Source organism: Blastococcus jejuensis (assembly GCF_039534705.1).
Classification (GTDB): Bacteria; Actinomycetota; Actinomycetes; order Mycobacteriales; family Geodermatophilaceae; genus Blastococcus_B; species Blastococcus_B jejuensis.
Genome location: NZ_BAAAVV010000001.1, coordinates 620,134 through 641,102, shown reverse-complemented (window position 1 = coordinate 641,102; position 20,969 = coordinate 620,134). Strand labels below are relative to the sequence as shown.

The following is a 20,969-nucleotide window of genomic DNA, read 5'->3' as shown; positions in this document are numbered from 1 at the left end:
CGCCATGCCGCTCGACAGCCTCAGCAGCACCGAACTGCTCACCGACCTCTGGATCGGCGGCAAGGCCGTGCCGGCCTCCGACGGCGGCCGGTTCGACGTGCTGGACCCCTCGACCGGTGAGGTGCTCGCCACGGTCGCCGATGGCAGCGTGGAGGACGCGCTCGCCGCGGTCGACGCCGCCGACGGCGCGGCCGCGGCCTGGGCCGCGACCGCTCCGCGCGAGCGGGCGGAGATCCTCCGCCGCGCCTGGGAGCTCATGACCGAGCAGGCCGACGACCTCGCGAAGCTGGTCACGCTGGAGAACGGCAAGGCGCTGGCCGACGCGAAGGGCGAGGTCGCCTACGCGGCCGAGTTCTTCCGCTGGTACTCCGAGGAAGCCGTGCGCGCCGCCGGCCAGGTGATGACGGCGCCGTCCGGGGCGAACAAGATCATGGTGCTGCACCAGCCGGTCGGCATCGCCGTCCTGGTGACGCCGTGGAACTTCCCCGCCGCGATGGCCACCCGCAAGATCGGTCCGGCGCTGGCCGCCGGGTGCACCGTCGTCCTCAAGCCGGCCAGCGACACCCCCCTGACGGCACTGGCGATGGCGAAGATCCTCGACCGGGCGGGCGTGCCCGCCGGTGTGGTCAACGTGCTGCCCGCCCGGAGGTCCGGCGCCGTCGTCTCGGCGATGCTGCACGACCCGCGGGTGCGCAAGCTGTCGTTCACCGGCAGCACCGAGGTCGGCCGGGTGCTCCTCAAGGAGGCTGCCGACCAGGTCATCAACTGCTCGATGGAGCTCGGCGGCAACGCGCCCTTCCTGGTGTTCGCCGACGCCGACCTCGACGCCGCGGTCGAGGGCGCGATGGTCGCCAAGATGCGCAACGGCGGGGAGGCCTGCACCGCGGCCAACCGGTTCTACGTGGAGCGGCCGGTCGCCGAGGAGTTCGGCCGCCGGCTGGCCGAGAAGATGAAGGCGCTGCGCATGGGCCCCGGGCTCGACGACGGCGTCCAGCTCGGCCCGCTGGTGAACACCGACGCCGTCGAGAAGGTCGACGAGCTCGTGCGCGGCGCCGTGGACGCGGGTGCCGAGGCCGTCGTCGGGGGCCGCCGTCCCTCGGACGAGAAGTACTCCGCCGGCTTCTACTACGAGCCGACGGTGCTGCTCGACGTGCAGCCGGGCTCGAAGATCCTCGAGGAGGAGATCTTCGGGCCGGTCGCGCCGGTGGTCACCTTCGACGAGGAGGACGAGGCGATCCGGCTGGCCAACGCCACCGAGTACGGCCTGGTCTCCTACGTCTACACCGGCGATCTCGCCCGCGGCCTGCGGGTCAGCGAGGGCCTGGACTCGGGCATGGTCGGGCTCAACCGCGGGCTGGTCAGCGACCCGGCGGCGCCGTTCGGCGGCACCAAGCAGAGCGGGATCGGCCGTGAGGGCGGGCACGACGGCATGCTCGACTACCTGGAGAGCAAGTACATCGCCGTCCAGTGGTGAGCTGACCCGGGCGAGATCTGCACACTGGCCCCATTCGGGTGCCCGAAGTGGGCCAGTGTGCAGATCTCGCCGCGTTCAGGGAGCAGCAGTCGGGGACGTCGCCCAGTAGTCCTCGCGGGCCTTGGTCTGCGCCAGCTCCTCGGCGGTGCGGAAGCCGGGGGCCATCGAGGCGTCGGTGCCGGCCAGGTACTGGTGGTGGTCGATGCCCAGCAGCCGGATCCAGCTCTGCTGCCCGAAGGTGAGCGCGATGCAGCAGCCGAGCTCGACCAGTTCGGGCTCGGAGAAGTGCTGGTGCAGCCGGGCCCAGAAGCCCTCCTCGTCGGCCGGCATGCCCCAGGCGATCGCCTCGGCGTAGGCCAGCGCCGCCTTCTGCCGGTCGTCGTACTTCTCGGACTTCTCGAAGTTCAGCAGCTCGTCGTACTGCATCTCCTCGAGCCCGGCCTTCGCCGCCTTGATCGAGCGCTGGTTGCCGCAGAACTCGCACTTCACCGTGCGGGAGATGTAGACCCGGCACAGCTCCTTGATCGCGTGGTCGCACACGCCGCTGTGGAACAGGGCCTTCCACGAGTCGGCGAACGCCCAGAAGGCCTCCGGGACGTGGGCGCGGACCGCCGAGCTCTCCGGGCGGGGAGTGCCCTCCCGGGCGCAGCGGTGCATCTCCTCCTGCATCCGCTCGTCCATGTTCTCCAGCGGCACGTAGCTGATGTGCGGTCGGGGCATCGAAGGTCTCCTCGGGTGGGTTCAGCGGGTGAAGATCTCGGGGTGTTTGCCGAGCTCGATCCGGGTGCGGCGGATGTGGCCGGCCAGCGTGCGCTCGGCGTCGACGACGTCGCGGCGGCTGATCGCGTCGAGCAGCAGCCGGTGCTCGGCGTTGATGACCCACCGCCGGCCGGGCCCGGTCAGGGTGACGAACGTGCGCCGGTAGTGGGCGGTCGAGTTCCACAGCCGGGTGACCGAGCTGGTCAGCTGGTCGATGGTGCAGCCGGTGTAGCTGCTCAGGTGGAACTCGCGGTCGAGCTCCAGGAAGTCGGCGACGGCGGCGTCGTCGCCCTTCGGCAGCGCCTCGATCCGCCCCTGGAGCTCGGCCAGGTGGCGCACGTCGGCCGAGGTCAGGTGCGGGATGCTCTCGCTGATGGCGAGCTGCTCCAGCTGCTCGCGCATCCGGTAGACGACGTCGACCTCGTGCATGGTCAGGCTCGGCACGCGGGCGCCCTTGTGCCGCTCGTGCTCGGTGAGGCCCTCGGCCTCGAGGATGCGCAGCGCCTCCCGCACCGGCAGCCGGCTGGAGCCCAGGCGCTCGGCGACCTCCTCCTGCCGGATCCACTCACCGGGGGCGATCTCCCCGGCCAGGATCGCGCGGCGCAGGTGGTCGGCCACGCGGGCGCTGGCCGCCGCGACCTCTGTCATGCGAACCGCTCCGGATGGCGGAAGAACGCCTTGCCCTCGGGGTAGCTGACCAGCTCGAACTGCATCCCCCACGGGCTGAGGAAGTAGACCCACCGCTGGCCCTCGTGGGCGCCGGAGCTCGCGGTCGGCTCACCGAGCACCCGGACGCCGTGGTCGCGGAGGTGGGCGACGGCGGCGTCGAGGTCGTCGACGTAGAGGGCGACGTGGTGGCCGCCGATGTCGCTGTTGCGCGGCGGGGTCGGGTTCTGGTCGGGCGCCTCGTAGGAGAACACCTCGAAGATGGCCTGGCCGCCGCACCGGAAGAAGCTGTTGCGCCGCATGACCGCGCGCGGGTGGACGTTCAGGTGCTCGGCCATCCAGTCGGTGTCGGGATGCTCGAACGGGCCCAGGGAGTAGAGGTACTCGCAGCCCAGCACGTCGACCAGGAAGGCTCGCGCCTGCTCGAGGTCGGGCACGGTGAAACCGATGTGGTCGACCCCGCTCAGCCCCGGCAGCCCCATGCTCGCCTCCCTCTTCTGGATCCAAAGCCTAGGCGAATGTGAGGCACTGCACTAGCCTGGGCACCGTTCGGCATCGTCTCGGATCCAATCGAGGAGTTCCCCATGGCGGTCCATCGCCGTCTCGAACCGGCTGCCCCATGGGTGGAGCTCGTCGTCACCCCCGACGACTGGGCCGCTGCCGACCCCGACCTGCTGCAGGCGATGTTCGGCCAGCTCGTGCTGATCCGCGTCTTCGAGGAGTACGTGCTCGAGCTCGCTGCGGCCGGGCTGATCCACGGCCCGGCGCACTCGAGCATCGGCCAGGAGGGCGGCGCCGTCGGCTCGGTCCTGGCGCTGACCAGCGCCGACCAGGTCAACGGCTCGCACCGCGGTCACCACCAGTTCCTCGCCAAGGTGCTGCACCACGTCGCGCCCAAGGGCATCGACCTCGGCTCGCCGGTCGACGACGAGGTGCGCGACGTGCTGCTGCGCACGCTCGCCGAGATCTGCGGGCTCGACCGCGGGTGGAGCCACGGTCGCGGCGGGTCGATGCACCTGCAGTGGAAGGACGCCGGCGCGATGGGCACCAACGCCATCGTCGGCGGCGGGGTCCCCATGGCGGCCGGGTTCGCCTGGGCCGACAAGCAGGCGGGCACCGACGCCGTCTCGGTCACCTACTTCGGCGACGGCGCGGTCAACATCGGCTCCACGCTCGAGACGTTCAACCTCGCTGCGGCCTGGCACCTGCCGATCTGTTTCTTCATCGAGAACAACCGCTACGCCGTGTCCACCAGCGTCTTCGAGGCCACCTGCGAGGCGCGCCTGTCCGGTCGCGGCCCGGGCTTCGGCATCCCCAGCTGGAAGGTCGACGGCATGGACCCGCTCGCCGTCCACCTCGCGATGCAGGAGGCGGTCGCGCACATGCGCGCCGGCGGCGGCCCCACGGTCGTCGAGGCCGACACCTACCGGTTCTTCCACCAGAACGGTGCCTTCCCCGGCAGTGCCTTCGGCTACCGCACGAAGGAGGAGGAGCAGGAGTGGCGGCGCCGCGACCCGGTCGACCAGGTGTCGGCCGAGCTCGTCCGCCGCGGCCTGCTGACGCAGGCCGACGTCGACACCGCCGTCACCACCGCCCGCCTGCTGATGTCCGACATCGGTGACGTGCTGCTCGAGCCGCTGCCCGGCGGGAAGCCGGGGCAGCGCCGCATCCGCGAGGCCGAGTGGCCCGACCCCGGGTACGTCGACGTCGGCGTGCGCGGTGACCTCGGCGAGTTCGACGGCGCCCCGATCGCCGACCGCGACACCTACGCCGGCGACCTGGCCGAGCAGAAGTTCATCGAGGCCGTCGCCGCGGTGATGAACCGCCGGATGGAGACGGACCCGTCCGTCGTCGTCATGGGCGAGGACGTGCACCGGCTCAACGGCGGCACCAACGGGGCCACCCGCGGCCTGAAGGAGCGGTTCCCCGACCGGATCCTCGGCACCCCGATCAGCGAGAACGCCTTCGCCGGGCTCGGCGGCGGGATCGCGATCGACGGCCGCTTCCGGCCGGTCGTGGAGTTCATGTACGCCGACTTCATGTGGGTGGCGGCCGACCAGCTGTTCAACCAGATCGGCAAGGCCCGGCACATGTTCGGTGGCGACGGCGCGGTGCCCTTCGTGCTGCGCAGCAAGGTCGCCATGGGTACCGGCTACGGCTCGCAGCACTCGATGGACCCGGCCGGGATCTTCGCCACCAACCCCGGCTGGCGGATCGTCGCGCCCTCGACCCCGTTCGACTACGTGGGCCTGATGAACGCAGCCCTGCGCTGCCAGGACCCGGTCGTCGTCCTGGAGCACGTCGACCTCTACAACTCCACCGGCGAGGGCCCGGTCGACGACCTCGACTACTGCCTGCCGGTCGGCAAGGCGGCGGTCCGGCGCCCCGGTGAGGAGGTCACGGTGCTGACCTACCTGGCCATGACGAACTACGTCCTCGACGCGGTCGAGACCCTCAGCAGCGTCGACGCCGAGGTGATCGACCTGCGCTGGCTGGACCGCGCCTCGATCGACTGGGAGACCATCGGCGAGAGCATCCGCAAGACGAACAACGTGCTGATCGCCGAGCAGGGCGCCGTCGGGACGTCGTACGGCGGCTGGCTCGCCGACGAGATCAACCGCCGCTTCTTCGACTGGCTCGACCAGCCGGTGCAGCGGGTGACCGGCGGCGAGGCCTCGCCCAGCATCAGCAAGGTGCTGGAGCGGGCCGCGATCGCGCAGAGCGCCGAGGTCGCCGCCGCGCTGACCGCCATGACCCAGCAGACGGGGGCGTGACCGTGGCCCGGTTGATGCGCATGCCCGAGGTGGCCGCGGGCGGCACCTCGGCAGTCCTGCACGAGTGGTCGGTGGCCGAGCGGGCCGAGTTCGGCGCCGCCGACGTGCTGGCGACCGTCGAGACCGACAAGGCGGTGGTCGACGTCGAGGCCGACCAGCCCGGCGTCGTCGTCAAGCTGCTGGTGCCCTCCGGGGCGACCGTGGAGGTGGGCGCGCCGATCGCCGTCCTGGGGGATCCGGGGGAGACCGTCGGCGATGTCGACTCGGTTCTCGCCGCACTCGGTGTCGCCGACGCCGCGGCGACGGCGCCGGACCCGGAGGGGGCGCCGGACCAGCCGGCGTCGCCCGACGTACCCGCAGCCCTGGTGCCGGAGACCGTGGCGGCGAGCGGCCTCACCGCCGCCCCGCCGTCGTCGAACGGGCACGGCCGCATCTTCGCGAGCCCCCTGGCCCGCCGGCTGGCCCGCGAGGCGCAGCTGCCCCTGCAGGGCATCATCGGCACCGGTCCCGGCGGCCGCATCGTCCGCCGCGACATCGAGGCGGCGGTGGTCGCCCGCCCGGCCGAGGCCCCGCTGGCCGCACCCGCGGCCACGTTCCCGGGGGACGCGTCGTACACCGACGTCCCGCACACCCCCATGCGCCGGGCGATCGCGCGGCGGCTGACCGAGAGCAAGCAGACCGTCCCGCACTTCACGCTCCGGGCGACGATCCGCGTCGACGCCCTGCTGGCCCTGCGGACCGAGCTCGCGGGGATCGGCACGAAGGTGTCGGTCACCGACCTGCTCGTGAAGGCCGCCGGCCGGGCGCACACCGCCGTCCCCGGGATGAACGCGATCTGGACGCCGGAGGCGACCCGCGCGTTCACGTCGGTGGACGTGGGCGTCGCCGTCTCGACCGGGACCGGGCTGCTCACGCCCGTCGTCCGCGGCGTGGACCGGCTGTCCGTCGGGGCGATCTCGGCCACCGTCGGCGACCTCGTCGAGCGCGCGCGGTCGGGCCGGCTGCGGCAGGACGAGCTGGAGGGCGGCTCGCTGACGCTGACCAACCTCGGCATGTACGGCACCGAGGAGTTCGCCGCCATCATCAACCCGCCGCAGTCGGCGATCCTCGCCGTGGGCGCGGCCCGGCAGGAGCCGGTCGTCGTCGACGGCTCCCTCGCCGTCGCCTCGGTGCTGCGGGTGACGCTGTCGGCCGACCACCGGGTGATCGACGGCGCGCTGGCCGCGCAGTGGATGGCGGCGTTCGTCGCCGCCGTCGAGCAGCCGCTGCAGCTGCTCGTCTGAGCACACCGCGTCCAGACCGGGCGGGCCAGGAAGTATCGCGCCCGCCGTGGTCGGCCGGGTTGCCTCAGCTGGTGCCGACCACCGGCCGCGCCCGCTCGGGGCGCGGCTCGGGCGGCCGCGGCCCCTCGTTCCGGCGGCTGAGGTAGGTGCCGGCGACGTTGGCGCACGCCACGGTCGGGACGGCGATCAGCGCGCCGAAGATCCCGGCGACCAGCAGCCCGGCGGCGATCGCCAGCACCACCGCCAGCGGGTGCACCCGGACGGCGCGGCCGAGCAGCAGCGGCTGCAGGACGTGCCCCTCGAGCTGCATGACCCCGATGACGACGCCGAACGCGATCAGCGCCGTGATCGGGCCGTTGGACACCAGGGCGACCAGCACCGCCACCGTGCCGGCGAGGAACCCGCCGATGATCGGGATGAACGCGCCCAGGAACACCAGCGCCGCCAGCGGGATGACCAGCGGGACGCCGAGGATCGCCAGCCCGATGCCGATGCCGATCGCGTCGACCATGGCGACGGCGACGGTCGCCCGCACGTAGGAGATCAGCGTCCGCCACGACCGGCGGGCCGCCTCGTCGATGTAGGCGCGCGAGTCGGCCGGGAACAGCCCGACCAGCCACAGCCAGATCGACCGGCCGTCCTTGAGGAAGAAGAACAGGGTGAACAGCGCCAGGACGATGCCGGTGACCACCTCGCCGACGGTCGCCGCGGTGGTGATGGCGCCCGAGGCGAGCGTGTCCCGGTTCTCGACCAGCGAGTCCTGGACCTGCGCGACGGCGTCCTCGAGCTGCCCCTGCGTGATCGGGAACGTGCGGACGATGAACTCCTGCACCTGCCCGATGCCCTCGCTGACCTGCGCCGCGAGGTCGGAGAACCCGGCGTTGAACCGCTCGACGACGAGCGTGATGATCCCGGAGACCACGGCGAGGCCGACCAGCAGCATGGCGAACGCGGCCAGCGAACGAGGCCACCCACGACGCACCAGGTAGGCGGCCCCCGGCTGCAGCAGTGCCGCGAGCATGAGCGCCACGATCACCGGGACGACGACGACGGCGATGTAGGCCATCGCGTAGAGCAGGGCGAAGACCCCGGCGATGACGACGATCAGCCGCCACGACCAGGCCGCCGCCATCCGCAGCCCTTCCGGGACGGCGGTCTCGGCGGCGCGCGGGTCGCCGGGACTGCGGGTCAGCCTCCGGCTCCGCTCCCCGGGCCGGTGCGGCCGGCCACCGGCGGGGGGCCCGCTGACACCACCCGGACCGACCGCGCCGTCGAGGTCGGGGGCGCCGGGCTCGGGGCTGCCCACCGGCGGGCGGGTGGCGGTCTCGGTGTCGTCGTCCGGGATCTGGACGAAGTCGATCGGCTCTACCGGCTCGTCGGGGGTGTGGCCGTTCCGGTCGTGGTCGCCGTGGTGGTGGTGCCAGGCGTGGGGATCGTGCTCGGCGGCCGCGCGGATGCGCTCGCGGGCCCGGGCGACGAGGTCGTTGGCGCGACGCAGCATCACGCACCTCCGGCGGGCAGGTAGGGGCCGTCCATGATCACGCTAGCCCTGCGGGAGGATGTCCTCGTGGTGCGACGAGCTGAGCTGTGGCAGGCGGTACCCCGATGATCGAGCGCTACACGCTCCCCGAGATGGGCCGGGTCTGGAGCGACGAGCACAAGTACGCCCTCTGGTGCCGGGTGGAGACGCTGGTGCTGGAGGCGCACGCCGCCGCCGGCCGGGTGCCGGCCGACGTCGTCGAGCCGGTGCGCGCCGCGCCGCCGCCCTCGCCGGCCCGCGTGGCCGAGATCGAGGAGACGACGCAGCACGACGTCATCGCCTTCCTCACCGCCTGGGCCGACAACACGTCCCCGCGCTCGGCGGCGGCCTACGTGCACCACGGCATGACGTCGTCGGACCTGCTCGACACGGCGCTGGCCGTGCAGCTCACCGACGCCACCGACGTGTTGCTGGCCAAGGCCGACCGGCTGGTCGCGGCGCTGCGCGACCACGGGCTGAAGCACCGCGACACGATCAAGGTCGGCCGCACCCACGGCGTGCACGCCGAGCCCGACGTGTGGGGGCACCGGGTGGCCGACCTGGCCTTCGCCGCCGCACGGTCGCGGGACCGGCTGCGCGAGGCGCGCGCCCGCGTCGGCGTCGTCGCGATCTCCGGCGCCGTCGGCACGTACTCGCTGATCGACCCGTCGGTCGAGGTGCACGTCGCGTCGGCGCTGGGCCTGCGGCCGGCCGATGCCTCGACGCAGGTGGTGCTCCGCGACTCGATCAGCGAGTGGGTCTCGGCCCTGGCGATCATCGCGACCGTCTGCGAGGCGATCGCCCTGGAGGTGCGGCACGGCCAGCGGACCGAGGTGCGGGAGCTGTCGGAGGCGTTCGGTTCGGGCCAGAAGGGCTCGAGCGCGATGCCGCACAAGAAGAACCCGATCCGCTCCGAGCGCATCGCCGGGCTCGCACGGGTGGTCCGGGCGGCGATCGTGCCGGTCATGGAGGGCATCCCGCTGTGGCACGAGCGGGACATCTCGCACTCCTCCACCGAGCGGGTGTTCCTGCCCGACGCGGCGATCACCACCGACTACCTGCTGCACCTGACCACCGGCCTGGTCGAGAACCTGGTCGTCGACGCCGACCGGATGCGGGCCAATCTGGAGTCGACCGGCGGACTGATCTACACGTCGTCGGTGCTGCTGGAGCTCGTCGAGGGCGGGCTGTCGCGCGAGGACGCCTACGCGCTGGTGCAGTCGGCGGCGATGGAGACGTGGAACTCGGGTGTCCCGTTCCGGGAGACGCTGCGCACGCGGGCGGCCGGCTCCGGGGTCACGCTGGACGAGGCGCGGCTGGACGAGATCTGCCGGCCCGAGCGGTACGTGACCCAGTTGGGCCCGCTGTTCGACCGGCTCGCGGCTCTCTCGTGATCGATCTCCCGCTCGTCGCGCGCGGCAAGGTGCGCGAGGTCTACGACGCCGGCCCCGGGCAGCTGCTGCTCGTCGCCTCCGACCGGATCTCCGCCTACGACCACGTGCTGCCGACGCCGATCCCCGACAAGGGGCGGGTGCTGACCCAGCTCTCGGTGTGGTGGTTCGAGCAGCTCTCGCCGGTCCTCGACGCGTTCGGGGCGACGCACCACCTGATCTCCGCCGCCGACGTGCCGGCAGACGTCGCGGGTCGGGCGATGCTTGTGCGGCGGCTGGAGATGCTGCCGGTCGAATGCGTGGCTCGGGGCTACCTCTCGGGCTCGGGCACGAAGGAGTACGAGGCGACCGGCTCGATCCGCGACGTCGCGCTGCCGCCCGGGCTCGTGGAGGGCTCGCGGCTGCCCGCGCCGGTGTTCACGCCGTCGACCAAGGCCGAGCTCGGGGAGCACGACGAGGCGATCGACTTCGCCGCCGTCGAGACCGCCGTCGGCGCCTCCCGCGCGGCGGAGCTGCGGGACCTGACCCTGGCGCTGTACGGGCGGGCCTCGGAGATCGCGGCGCGGGCGGGGCTGATCCTGGCCGACACGAAGTTCGAGTTCGGCCTGGACGCCTCCGGTGGGCTCGTGCTCGGCGACGAGGTGCTCACGCCCGACTCGTCGCGGTTCTGGCCCGCGGACTCGTGGGCGCCCGGCGCGGCCCAGCCCTCGTACGACAAGCAGTTCGTGCGCGACTGGCTCACGTCGCCGGCGTCCGGCTGGGACCGGGTCTCGCCGCCGCCGGAGCTCCCGGACGACGTCGTCGCCGCCACCCGGCAGCGGTACGTGACCGCCTACGAGCTGCTGACCGGCCGGAGGTTCGACTGATGCGGCGGACGCGGAGCGGGATCGCCTACGCGACCGGCGGCACGGACGGGCCGTTGCTGCTGCTCCTGCACGGGCTGGGCGCGACCGGGGCGGTCTGGACGCCGCTGCTCGCGCAGTTCCACGAGGCGTGGCCTGGGCGCTGGGCGGCGCCCGACCTGCGCGGCCACGGGCTGTCTCAGTTCACGCCGCCCTACGGCTACGCGGTGCACGCCGCCGACATGGCGGAGCTCGCGACGGAGCTCGGCGCCCCCTCGGTGACGGTGCTCGGCCACTCGTTCGGCGGCGTCGTCGGGGCGGTGCTGGGCGGCGGCTGGTTCGGCGTGGCCGTCGACCGCGTGGTCGCCCTCGGCGTGAAGATCGACTGGACCGACGACGAGGTGACCCGCGCCCAGGCGATGGCCCGCCGTCCGCCGCAGGTGTTCGCGTCGGCGGGAGAGGCCGCGGACCGGCACCTGAAGCTGGCCGGCCTGCGCGACCTGGTCGACCCCGCGGAGCCGGTGGCCCGGGCGGGGGTGCGGATCGGCGAGGGTGGTTGGATCGCCGCGCTGGACCCGCGGGCGTTCTCCGCCGTCGGCCCGCCGGTGGAGACCGTGCTCTCCCGCTGTGCTGCGCCGCTCCGGCTGGCGGCCGGGGCGGCCGACCCGATGGTGGGCCTGGACGCCATGCGCCGGGTCGACCCGGACGCCGTCCTGATCGAGGGCGCCGGCCACAACGCCCACTACGAGACCCCCGAGGCGGTCTGGCCCCTCCTCCAGTCCTCCTGACCCCGGCGAGATCGCCGATCTCGCTCACTTTCGGGCCGCAAAGCGAGCGAGATCGCCGATCTCGCCGAGGGGCTGTGGACGGCGCAGGGGCGGGCGGGCGTCGCGAGGCAGGCTGCTGCGATGCCCGGACGACGTCCTCGCCTCCGCCTCACCGGCCCCGCGACCCGCGCCATGGCCCGCGCGGCCGGCATCGGCGACCGTCACCTGCAGCATCCCGAGGTGGAGCGGCTCTCCCGCGACACGTATCTCCCTCGCGTGCTGGCCGGTGATCTCCGCCAGCGTCTGGCCGCCGTCCTCCTGACCGCTCCGCACGGAGCGGTGCTGAGTCACCGGACGGCCGCCGCCCTGTGGGAACTGGAGATCCCGCTCCAGCCCGCGGCAGACAGGCGGATCGACCTGATCGCTCCGCCGTCCTCGCGTGCAGAGAGCCGGGCGGACCGCCGCGTGCACCGCGTCGCACTCGACGACGACGAGGTGACCCGCCTCGAGTCGTTCCTGGTGACGACGCGGCCCCGGACGTGGCGGGACCTCGCCGCTGTGCTTCAACCGCCCGCCCTGCTGGCGGTCACCGATCAGCTCCTCGCCCGTGGGTGCACTGTCGCGGCGCTCGAGCAGCAGCTCGTGCGGCGGCCGACCGGCCGGGGGGCCGCCCGGGCGCGTGCAGTCCTTCCCGTCGCCGATCGTCGGGCCGGGTCGCCGATGGAATCGGTGCTGCGGTGGCTCCTGCACAGCGCGGGCGTCCCGGCACCGGACCTGCAACACGCCATCTGGACGCCTGTCGCGGAGTTCCACCCGGATCTCGCGTGGCCCGACCGGAAGGTCCTCGTCGAGTTCGACGGCGATGGGCACCGGGATCGGCGTGTCTTCGTCGAGGACCTGCGCCGGCAGAACGCGCTCGTCGCGGCCGGGTGGACGGTCTTGCGCTTCAGCTCTGCGGACGTGCTCGGCCGACCGGAGCAGGTCGTCGCGGCGATCGTGCGCGCGCTGCGCGGTTGAGATTCGGCGATGTCGCGCGCTCTGGATGCCCAAGGATGGCGAGATCGGCGATGTCGCGCGCTTTGGGTGCCCAAGGTGAGCGAGATCGGCGATCTCGCCGGGGAGCCGGGCGCGCGGGAGGGCCTCGTGCGGCGACCGGTACCCTCGGTCGCGTGGCACGGGTGGTCGTCGACGTCGTCCTGAAGCCGGAGATCTCCGACCCCCAGGGGCAGGCCGTGCTCGGCGCGCTGGGGCGCCTCGGCCACGACAGCATCACGAGCGTCCGCCAGGGCAAGCACTTCGTCCTCGAGGTCGACGGCGACCCGGACGAGGCCGAGCTGAAGCAGATCGCCGAGACGCTGCTCGCCAACCCCGTCATCGAGGACGTCGAGCTGCACCTCACCGCCGACTGAAGGAACCAGCCTTGCGCATCGGTGTTCTCACCTTCCCGGGCTCCCTGGACGACGTCGACGCCGTCCGCGCGCTACGGCTGGCCGGGGCCGAGCCGGTCGCGCTCTGGCACGCCGACCACGACCTGAAGGACGTCGACGCCGTCGTCCTCCCCGGTGGTTTCTCCTACGGCGACTACCTCCGGGCGGGGGCGATCGCGGCCCGCGCCCCGCTCATGCAGGACGTGGTGGCCAAGGCCGGCGGCGGCATGCCCGTCCTCGGCATCTGCAACGGCTTCCAGGTGCTCTGCGAGGCCGGTCTGCTGCCCGGGGCGCTCACCCGCAACGGCCACCTGCACTTCCGCAACCGCGACCAGGCGCTGCGCATCGAGCGGGCCGACACCGCGTGGACCAGCGACTACGAGACCGGCCAGCGCATCGTCGTCCCGGTCAAGAACGGCGAGGGCCGTTACGTGGCCGCCGACACGGACCTGGACCGACTCGAGGGCGAGGGCCGCGTCGTCGCCCGGTACGTCGAGGGCAACCCGAACGGCAGCTCCCGCGACATCGCCGGCGTCACCAGCGCCGACGGCCGGGTCGTCGGCCTCATGCCCCACCCGGAGCACGCGGTGGAGGACCTCACCGGCCCGAGCACCGACGGGCTGGGTTTCTTCACCAGCGTTCTGCAGGGAGTCCTCGCGTGACCATCGACACGGTCGAGCACGCCGAGAAGTCGCCGGACGACGAGCAGCCCTACGCCGAGCTCGGGCTGAAGTCCGACGAGTACCTGCGCATCCGCGACATCCTGGGCCGCCGGCCCACCACCGCCGAGCTCGCCATGTACTCCGTCATGTGGAGCGAGCACTGCTCGTACAAGTCGAGCAAGGTGCACCTGCGCCAGTTCGGCGACCTGCCGCACAGCGACGCCCTGCTCGTCGGCATCGGCGAGAACGCCGGCGTCGTCGACGTCGGCGACGGGTACGCGGTCACGTTCAAGGTCGAGTCGCACAACCACCCGAGCTACGTCGAGCCCTACCAGGGCGCGGCCACCGGCGTGGGCGGCATCGTCCGCGACATCCTGACCATGGGGGCGCGCCCGGTCGCCGTCATGGACTCGCTCCGTTTCGGCCGTGCCGACGCCCCCGACACCGCGCGGGTGCTGCCGGGTGTCGTCGCCGGCGTGGGCGGCTACGGCAACTGCCTCGGCCTGCCCAACATCGGCGGCGAGCTGCTCTTCGACGACTGCTACGCCGGGAACCCGCTGGTCAACGCGCTGTGCGTCGGCGTGATGCGGCACGAGGACGTCCGGCTGGCCAAGGCCGAGGGCGTCGGCAGCAAGGTGATCCTGTTCGGCGCCCGCACCGGAGGCGACGGCATCGGTGGCGTGAGCGTGCTGGCCAGCGAGACCTTCGACGAGCACGGCCCGGCCAAGCGGCCGAGCGTGCAGGTCGGCGACCCGTTCACCGAGAAGCTGCTCATCGAGGCCTGCCTGGAGATCTTCGAGCAGGACCTTGTCACCGGCATCCAGGACCTCGGCGGAGCCGGCCTGTCCTGCGCCACCTCCGAGCTCGCCAGTGCCGGCACCGGCGGCATGCACGTCGACCTCGACACCGTGCCGCTGCGCGACTCCACGCTCACGCCGGCCGAGATCCTGATGAGCGAGTCGCAGGAGCGCATGTGCGCGATCGTCGAGCCGGGCAAGGTCGACGCCTTCCTGGCGGTCTGCCGCAAGTGGGACGTGCTCGCAACCGTCATCGGCGAGGTCACCGACGGCGACCGGCTCACCGTCGACTGGCACGGCGAGCGGATCGTCGACGTCCCGCCGCGGACCGTCGCCCACGAGGGCCCGGTCTACCACCGTCCGATGCGCCGCCCGGCCGACCTCGACGACCTGCAGGCCGACGACGCCGCGAAGCTCCCCCGCCCGCGCACCGGCGCGGAGCTCCAGGCCCACTGGCTGGCGCTCCTCAGCAGCCCCGACGGGGCCGACAAGACCTGGGTCACCGAGCAGTACGACCGCTACGTCCGCGGCAGCACCGTGCTCGCGCAGCCGGAGGACGCCGGCGTCGTCCGCATCGACGAGGACACCCACCGCGGCATCGCGCTGGCCCTCGACGGCAACGCCCGGTACGCCCGCCTCGACCCGTACGCCGGAGCCCAGCTCAACCTCGCCGAGGCCTACCGCAACGTGGCGGTGAGCGGGGCCACGCCGCTGGCCGTCACCAACTGCCTGAACTTCGGCTCCCCGGAGGAGCCCGAGGTCATGTGGCAGTTCGCCGAGGCCGTCCGCGGCCTGGCCGACGCCTGCCGCGACCTCGGCCTGCCGGTCACCGGCGGCAACGTCAGCCTCTACAACCAGACCGGCGACGTGGCGATCAACCCGACGCCGGTCATCGGCGTGCTGGGCGTGCACGACGACGTCCGGAAGCGGATCGGCGGTGGCTGGCGGACGGCGGGGGAGCGCGTCCTGCTGCTGGGCGTGACGACGCCGGAGTTCGGCGGGTCCGCCTGGGCCAGCGTCGTCCACGGCCACCTCGGCGGCAAGCCGCCGGCGGTCGACCTGCCCGCCGAGCGGGCCCTGGCCGACGTGCTCGCCGCGCTGGGCCGCGAGGGTCTGGTCAGCTCCGCCCACGACCTGGCCGACGGCGGGCTCGCGCAGGCGCTCGCCGAGTCCGCGCTGCGGCACGGTGTCGGCGCCGTGCTCCGCCTCACGGGGGACCCGTTCACCGCGCTGTTCAGCGAGTCCACCGCGCGTGCCGTCGTCACGACGTCGGACCCCGAGGCCGTGAAGGCCACGGCGCGCTGGGCCGGGGTCGCCGTCACCGACCTGGGGACGACGGGCGGTGACGCGCTCGTCGTGGACGACCTGCTCGAGCTGCCGCTCGTCGAGCTCCGCGCGGCGTGGACCGCGACCCTGCCGGCCCTGTTCGGCACCCCGGAGGCCGCTGTCGGAGCGCACCCGAACGGCGCCGTCCCGGCGAGCTGATGGCCGCCCCCATCCCGGCCGAGGAGCTGCGGGCGGCCGTCGAGCCCGTGCGGGCCTGGCTGGCCGGCGCGGCGGAGCAGCCGCCGCGGTCGGTCGTCGGCGCGGCGGTGAAGACCAGCGCCCGGTGGCTCGCCCAGCAGGTGCCCGGCCGCTCGGTGGAGCTGCGGGTGCCGCCGCATGTCGCCGTCCAGTGCGTCGAGGGCCCGCGGCACACCCGGGGCACGCCCCCGAACGTCGTCGAGACCGACGCCGCGACCTGGCTGCGGCTGGCGACGGGGCAGCTCACCTGGGACGACGCCGTGGGCCAGGGAACGGTCGCCGCGAGCGGCAACCGCGCCGACCTGTCGGCGCACGTGCCGTTGCTCCCGCTCAGGCGGTGACCAGCAGCCCGGTCGCGTACATGAGCAGGACGCCGCCGGCGATGCCGGCGAGGGCGCTCGGGGACACCGTTCCACCCGGCCGGGTGCGCACCGCCGGGACCAGGACGACGACCACCCGGACGATCGCGCCGACCCCGAGGCCCAGCAGCAGCGTCGACAGCTCGGGGTTGGTGACGCTCGCGCCCAGTACCGCGCCGGGGATCGCGGGGGCGCCGGCGATCAGGGCGAGTCCGGCGAGGTCCAGCAGCCGGGCTCGCTGCGTCGCCAGCGGGGTGACGACGGCGACGCCCTCCGTGAGGTTGTGCAACGCGAAGCCGATCACCAGGGCCGCGCCGAGCGCCAGCTCACCGACCGCGTAGGCGGTGCCGATCGCCAGGCCCTCCCCGAAGTTGTGCAGCCCGATGCCCACCGCGACCAGGGTCGCCAGACGCAGCCCGCTCGCCGGACGGTCCGGTCCGGTCCCGACGAGCGCGTCGACGGCGGTGAGCGCGAGGAACGCCAGCGTCGCACCGAGTACGACCAGGACCGGTCCGCCGAACGCGCCGCCCGACAGCGCCCCGATCTCCACCGCATCCAGGGCGCCGTCCAGGGCGAGGAATCCGAGCAGGCCGACGGTCACGGCCAGCAGCACCCCCACCGTGCCCGGGCGTGCCCGGCGCAGGAGGGGCAGCACGAGCATCCCCACGACGACGGGGACGACGCCGACGAAGAGGCCCAGCAGCGCCATCGACCCGAGGATGCCGCCAGGTGAGGGCGTCGCCACTGCGGCCGGGATGACGTGCTCGATCACGACACCCGTCGAGGTGAGCAACGCGATCGTGTACGGCTGGCCCTCCTGCCAGGGGTAGCGGAGCACCAGCCGGGACGTCTCGAGCCGGTTGATCTCCTGCGAGCCGCCGACCACGTCGACGAACGAGTCGTTGACCGCCACCTGCGCGACCTGGACGGGGTCGGGCCCGACGTTGCGCACGGTCAGCTCGATCCGGCCGATCGACAGGTCGGTGCGCTCCACGACCAGCACCTCGATCGGAGGGCCGGTCCGCTCGGGCAGTGCCTGGAGGCCGACCAGCACCAGCGCTGCGATCGCGGTGGCCGTCGCGGCGATCGCGGCCCACAGCCGCAGCACCGGCCGGCCGGCCGTCTCCGGGGGGCCCGACGACGGGGCCGGTGCGGGCTCCGGGGAGGAGCCGATGCCGCGCGTGCTCAGCTCGGCGTCGGCAGCCATCAGCCGCTGACCTCGAAGAAGCCCATCCAGCCGAGATCGGCGAACTCGGTCTTGTGGGCGTGGAACATGTAGCGCCCGGGGTGCGGGAACCGGACCTCGCAGATGCCGCGCTGCCCCTGGGCCTGGACGACGGTGTCGGTGTACTCGGACGGCTCCAGGCGGGTTCCGGTCGGGTAGTAGTCGAAGAAGTTGCCGTGCAGGTGGAAGCTGTTGATCGGGTCGTACTCGAGGATGTTGACCAGGTAGATGCGCACCAGCTCGCCCCGGCGCACCTGCACCGGCTCGTGCATGTAGTGGAACGGGATGCCGTTGACCGCGTAGAGCTGGTTGCCCTCCCCGTCGAACGTCGTGTTGTACCCGTGCATGACCATCACCAGCTCGTCGGCGGGTGGCCGGTCCTGCGGCGGGTCGATGATGAACGTCCCGTACATCCCGCGGGCGATGTGCTCGGCCAGCGGACCGACGTGGCAGTGGTAGAGGTGCACGCCGAACGGCTCGGCCTCGAAGGTGTACGTGAAGCTCTCGCCGGGTGCGATGACCCCGGGGCCGATCAGAGGCACACCGTCCATGTCCGCCGGGTGGATGCCGTGGAAGTGCATCGTGTGCGGATGCGCGGAGCCGTTGAGGAACCGGACCCTCAGCAGGTCACCCTGCCGGCAGCGGAGCGTCGGACCCGGCACCCGGGCGTTGAAGGTCCATGCCGGGAAACGCACCCCCGGTGCCACCTCGATCTCGAGGTCGTTGGCCGCCACGACCCACTCCCGCACGGTGCGACCGTCGGCGGTCAGCGAGACCGAGCCGTAGTCGAAGTCGCGCAGGGTCTCCGTCGGCGAGAAACCGTTGGCGTCGTGGTCGACGGTGCCGCCGGCGCGGAAGGTCGCGCCGTCGACGCCCCCGCCGTGGGCGGCATGGCCGGCCGGGGCGGCCGCCACGGGAGCAGATCGCGTCAGCGCGCCGGCGCCGAGCGTGACGCCCACCGCGCCGAGTGCCGCACCGCCGGCGAGGAACGCGCGGCGCGAGGTGCTGGCCGAAGTCCGCTGCGGCGGCCCGTCCGGCCGGTCGCTCACGGCTCGATCCTCCCGTGCACGAGCCGGGTCAACGGGGCGCCCAGGGCACGCTGCTGACCGGCGACGCTGATCCACAGGGGGCCACCGAACGGCGCCTTCTCGCCGATCTGGATCACCGCGCCGGGAACGAGCCCGAGCGTGCCCAGGTAACGCAGCGACTCGCTGTCGCGGTCGGACACCCTGACGACCCGGAAACGGTCGCCCCTCCGGGCGCTGTCGAGCCGATCCCCCCAGTCCTCCCGGTGTTGTCCGGAACGCGGCGGGATCGGGTCCCCGTGCGGATCCCGGGTGGGCCGCCCCATCGCCTGGTCGATCCGCTCCTCGAGCCGGTCGCTGACCGCGTGCTCCAGCAACTCGGCCTCGGCGTGCACCTCGTCCCAGGTCATGCCGAGCGTCCGGGCCAGGAAGGTCTCCAGGAGCCGGTGCCGCCGCACCACCCGCAGGGCTGCGCGCTCCCCCTCGGGGGTCAGCCGCAGCCCGCCGCCCGCCGGACGTTCGACGAGCCGCTGGGACTCCAGCCGCTTGATCATGGCCGAGGCCGAGGGGGAGGAGACCCCGAGCCTGCGCGCCAGGGCTCCGGTCGTCGCCCGCTCACCACAGCTGAGCAGGCCGTAGACGGCCTTGAGGTAGTCCTCGCCGGCGCGGGTAGCCCCCACGAAGCCGGAGGGTAGACACGCCTATCGAGAGGTGTCGAGATGCCTCTCATCCTTGAGACAGCTGCCCGACGCGTCTCCAGGATCGTGCTTCACCCGCGGTTCACCGGTGGTGCCCTGCGGGTGCCCGATGCGGCGGGTCTGTCGGGGCGTCAGCCGGTGAACAGGGTCAGGGCCGTCTTGACCGTCTGGAACAGGCCGTAGGCGAGCGGGATGCCGACCAGCGTCCAGGCGAACGCGATCAGGCCGGTGGGCGTGTGCGTGGTGCCGTGCTCGTCGGGCGTGCGGGCGGAACTCATCGGGCGGTGCTCCGTTCCGGGGTGCGGGTGGACGGCGCGGCGTCCTTCCTCGGCTCGTGCCACTTGCTGTCGACCGGCTTGACCAGCAGGTTCGCGACGAACCCGACGGCCAGCAGGCCGACCATGATGAACAGCGCCGGGCGGTAGTCGCCGGCGACCAGCTCGCCCGGGGTGCCGCGGGCGTCGAGGACGCTGTTGATGATCAGCGGTCCGGCGACGCCGGCGGCCGACCAGGCGGTCAGCAGCCGGCCGTGGATCGCGCCGACCTGGAACGTGCCGAACAGGTCGCGCAGGTACGCCGGGACGGTGGCGAACCCGCCGCCGTAGAAGCTGATGATGATCGCGGCGAGGATGACGAAGATCCAGGTGGCCGAGCTGCCGATCGTCGCCAGCGCGACGTAGAGCAGCAGGCCGACGCCTAGGTAGACCATGTAGATGGGCTTGCGGCCGATGTAGTCCGACGTCGTCGACCAGATGAAGCGGCCGCCCATGTTGAACAGCGAGAGCAGCCCGACGAAGCCGGCGGCGGCGGTGGCGGCCACCAGCGAGCCGTCGGCGGTACGGAAGAAGTCCTGGATCATCGGCGCGGCCTGCTCGAGGATCCCGATGCCCGCGGTGACGTTGCAGAACAGCACGGTCCACAGCAGCCAGAACTGCGGTGTCCTGATCGCGTTGTTCGCCGACACGTTGTCGGTGGTGACGAGCGCCTTCTGCTTCACCGTGGAGGGGTCGAAGCCGTCGGGCCGCCAGCCCTCGGCCGGCACCCGCACGATGAAGGCGCCGAACAGCATGAACGCCAGGTAGACCAGGCCCAGGGTGAGGAACAGCAGGGCCACGGACGAGCCGCTCGGCACGGTGCCCGCGGTGCCGTCGTAGGCGGGGTCGTAGACGTTCATCAGCTGGCGGGACAGCGGGGAGGCGATCAGCGCGCCGCCACCGAAGCCCATGATCGCCATGCCGGTGGCCAGCCCCGGACGGTCGGGGAACCACTTGATCAGCGTCGAGACCGGCGAGATGTACCCGATGCCCAGGCCGATGCCGCCGAGGAAGCCGTAGCCGAAGTACAGCAGCCACAACTGCTCGGTGGCGATGCCGAGGGAGCCGACGAGGAAGCCGACCGACCAGAACATCGCCGCGGCGAACATCGCCGCCCGGGGGCCGTTCTTGTCCACCCAGGTGCCGAACGCCGCCGCCGCGATGCCCAGCATGACGATGGCGATCGAGAAGATGATCCCGATCGCGGTCAGGCTGGTGTCGAAGTGCTCGACCAGCGCGGTCTTGTAGACGCTCGTGGCGTACGCCTGCCCGATGCACAGGTGGACGGCGAGCGCGGCCGGTGGGATCAGCCACCGGTTGAAGCCCGGCTTCGCGACGATGCGTTCACGGGCCAGGAAGCCGGGAAGTGCCACGGAACAACCTCCGGAACGGGGACGGCGACCGGTCGGAACGTACGTCGGCGTGCCGGTACCCGCGCGTTCAAATGAAGAAGATCTTGTGGT

Annotated in this window: 20 protein-coding genes; 11 read left to right on the top strand and 9 right to left on the bottom strand. The window is 72.8% G+C overall.

Annotation, left to right across the window (positions count from 1 at the left end; all coding sequences use genetic code 11):
• Nucleotides 1-4: 4 nt before the first annotated feature.
• Complete coding sequence (locus ABD644_RS03100) at nt 5-1,474, top strand: NAD-dependent succinate-semialdehyde dehydrogenase (protein ID WP_344687029.1); 1,470 nt, start codon at nt 5-7, stop codon at nt 1,472-1,474.
• 75 nt (nt 1,475-1,549) lie between these two features.
• On the opposite strand, the gene ABD644_RS03095 is transcribed toward ABD644_RS03100, so the two are convergent.
• Genes ABD644_RS03095 through ABD644_RS03085 form a run of 3 tightly spaced genes read right to left on the bottom strand, consistent with a single transcriptional unit; the run spans nt 1,550 to nt 3,381 of the window.
• Nucleotides 1,550-2,194 (bottom strand): carboxymuconolactone decarboxylase family protein, encoded by a 645-nt coding sequence (locus ABD644_RS03095; RefSeq protein WP_344687028.1) that lies wholly within the window; start codon nt 2,192-2,194, stop codon nt 1,550-1,552.
• A 21-nt stretch (nt 2,195-2,215) separates the two neighbouring features.
• Nucleotides 2,216-2,881 (bottom strand): GntR family transcriptional regulator, encoded by a 666-nt coding sequence (locus ABD644_RS03090; RefSeq protein WP_344687027.1) that lies wholly within the window; start codon nt 2,879-2,881, stop codon nt 2,216-2,218.
• Nucleotides 2,878-3,381 carry a VOC family protein gene (locus ABD644_RS03085; RefSeq protein ID WP_344687026.1) on the bottom strand — a complete coding sequence of 168 codons (504 nt, stop codon included), beginning with the start codon at nt 3,379-3,381 and terminating at the stop codon, nt 2,878-2,880. The genes ABD644_RS03090 and ABD644_RS03085 overlap by 4 nt, the downstream gene beginning before the upstream one ends.
• A 102-nt stretch (nt 3,382-3,483) precedes the next feature.
• Between ABD644_RS03085 and ABD644_RS03080 the strand changes: the two genes are divergently transcribed.
• Together ABD644_RS03080 and ABD644_RS03075 are read left to right on the top strand one after the other, a co-directional pair.
• A complete protein-coding gene (locus ABD644_RS03080; RefSeq protein WP_344687025.1) occupies nt 3,484-5,673 on the top strand; it encodes an alpha-ketoacid dehydrogenase subunit alpha/beta in 2,190 nt (729 codons plus the stop codon).
• Complete coding sequence (locus ABD644_RS03075) at nt 5,670-6,956, top strand: dihydrolipoamide acetyltransferase family protein (protein ID WP_344687024.1); 1,287 nt, start codon at nt 5,670-5,672, stop codon at nt 6,954-6,956. Before ABD644_RS03080 ends, ABD644_RS03075 begins: the two co-directional genes overlap by 4 nt.
• A 64-nt stretch (nt 6,957-7,020) precedes the next feature.
• Here ABD644_RS03075 and ABD644_RS03070 read toward each other — a convergent pair whose 3' ends face one another.
• Nucleotides 7,021-8,457 (bottom strand): AI-2E family transporter, encoded by a 1,437-nt coding sequence (locus tag ABD644_RS03070; RefSeq protein ID WP_344687023.1) that lies wholly within the window; start codon nt 8,455-8,457, stop codon nt 7,021-7,023.
• A gap of 86 nt (nt 8,458-8,543) precedes the next feature.
• Here ABD644_RS03070 and purB point away from each other — a divergent pair, with 86 nt between their 5' ends.
• The 8 genes from purB (at nt 8,544) to ABD644_RS03030 (ending at nt 16,226) form a co-directional block, all read left to right on the top strand.
• Complete coding sequence (gene purB, locus ABD644_RS03065) at nt 8,544-9,869, top strand: adenylosuccinate lyase (protein ID WP_344687022.1); 1,326 nt, start codon at nt 8,544-8,546, stop codon at nt 9,867-9,869.
• Entirely contained in the window at nt 9,866-10,732 is an 867-nt protein-coding gene (locus ABD644_RS03060; RefSeq protein WP_425547366.1) for a phosphoribosylaminoimidazolesuccinocarboxamide synthase, read from the top strand. Before purB ends, ABD644_RS03060 begins: the two co-directional genes overlap by 4 nt.
• Complete coding sequence (locus ABD644_RS03055) at nt 10,732-11,496, top strand: alpha/beta fold hydrolase (RefSeq protein WP_344687021.1); 765 nt, start codon at nt 10,732-10,734, stop codon at nt 11,494-11,496. Before ABD644_RS03060 ends, ABD644_RS03055 begins: the two co-directional genes overlap by 1 nt.
• Before the next feature lie 120 nt (nt 11,497-11,616).
• Nucleotides 11,617-12,492, top strand: a complete 876-nt coding sequence (locus ABD644_RS03050) for a DUF559 domain-containing protein (RefSeq protein ID WP_344687020.1) — start codon at nt 11,617-11,619, stop codon at nt 12,490-12,492.
• Nucleotides 12,493-12,644: 152 nt separating this feature from the next.
• Nucleotides 12,645-12,884: a phosphoribosylformylglycinamidine synthase subunit PurS gene (purS, locus tag ABD644_RS03045; RefSeq protein ID WP_344687019.1), complete on the top strand. Its 240-nt coding sequence runs from the start codon at nt 12,645-12,647 to the stop codon at nt 12,882-12,884.
• An 11-nt stretch (nt 12,885-12,895) separates the two neighbouring features.
• A complete protein-coding gene (gene purQ / locus ABD644_RS03040; RefSeq protein WP_344687018.1) occupies nt 12,896-13,564 on the top strand; it encodes a phosphoribosylformylglycinamidine synthase subunit PurQ in 669 nt (222 codons plus the stop codon).
• Nucleotides 13,561-15,846: a phosphoribosylformylglycinamidine synthase subunit PurL gene (gene purL, locus ABD644_RS03035; protein ID WP_344687017.1), complete on the top strand. Its 2,286-nt coding sequence runs from the start codon at nt 13,561-13,563 to the stop codon at nt 15,844-15,846. The genes purQ and purL overlap by 4 nt, the downstream gene beginning before the upstream one ends.
• Nucleotides 15,846-16,226, top strand: coding sequence for a sterol carrier family protein (locus tag ABD644_RS03030; protein WP_344687016.1), 381 nt, complete (start codon nt 15,846-15,848; stop codon nt 16,224-16,226). Before purL ends, ABD644_RS03030 begins: the two co-directional genes overlap by 1 nt.
• Here ABD644_RS03030 and ABD644_RS03025 read toward each other — a convergent pair.
• The 5 genes from ABD644_RS03025 to ABD644_RS03005 form a co-directional block, all read right to left on the bottom strand.
• Complete coding sequence (locus ABD644_RS03025; protein ID WP_344687015.1) at nt 16,216-17,451, bottom strand: ZIP family metal transporter; 1,236 nt, start codon at nt 17,449-17,451, stop codon at nt 16,216-16,218. The genes ABD644_RS03030 and ABD644_RS03025 overlap by 11 nt on opposite strands.
• On the bottom strand, nt 17,451-18,518 hold the full coding sequence (locus ABD644_RS03020; protein ID WP_344687012.1) for a multicopper oxidase domain-containing protein: 1,068 nt from the start codon (nt 18,516-18,518) through the stop codon (nt 17,451-17,453). Before ABD644_RS03020 ends, ABD644_RS03025 begins: the two co-directional genes overlap by 1 nt.
• Nucleotides 18,515-19,174, bottom strand: coding sequence for a metal-dependent transcriptional regulator (locus ABD644_RS03015; RefSeq protein ID WP_344687010.1), 660 nt, complete (start codon nt 19,172-19,174; stop codon nt 18,515-18,517). The genes ABD644_RS03020 and ABD644_RS03015 overlap by 4 nt, the downstream gene beginning before the upstream one ends.
• Before the next feature lie 149 nt (nt 19,175-19,323).
• Nucleotides 19,324-19,470 carry an MFS transporter small subunit gene (locus ABD644_RS03010; protein ID WP_344687009.1) on the bottom strand — a complete coding sequence of 49 codons (147 nt, stop codon included), beginning with the start codon at nt 19,468-19,470 and terminating at the stop codon, nt 19,324-19,326.
• On the bottom strand, nt 19,467-20,879 hold the full coding sequence (locus tag ABD644_RS03005; protein ID WP_344687008.1) for an OFA family MFS transporter: 1,413 nt from the start codon (nt 20,877-20,879) through the stop codon (nt 19,467-19,469). Before ABD644_RS03005 ends, ABD644_RS03010 begins: the two co-directional genes overlap by 4 nt.
• Nucleotides 20,880-20,969 lie beyond the last annotated feature (90 nt).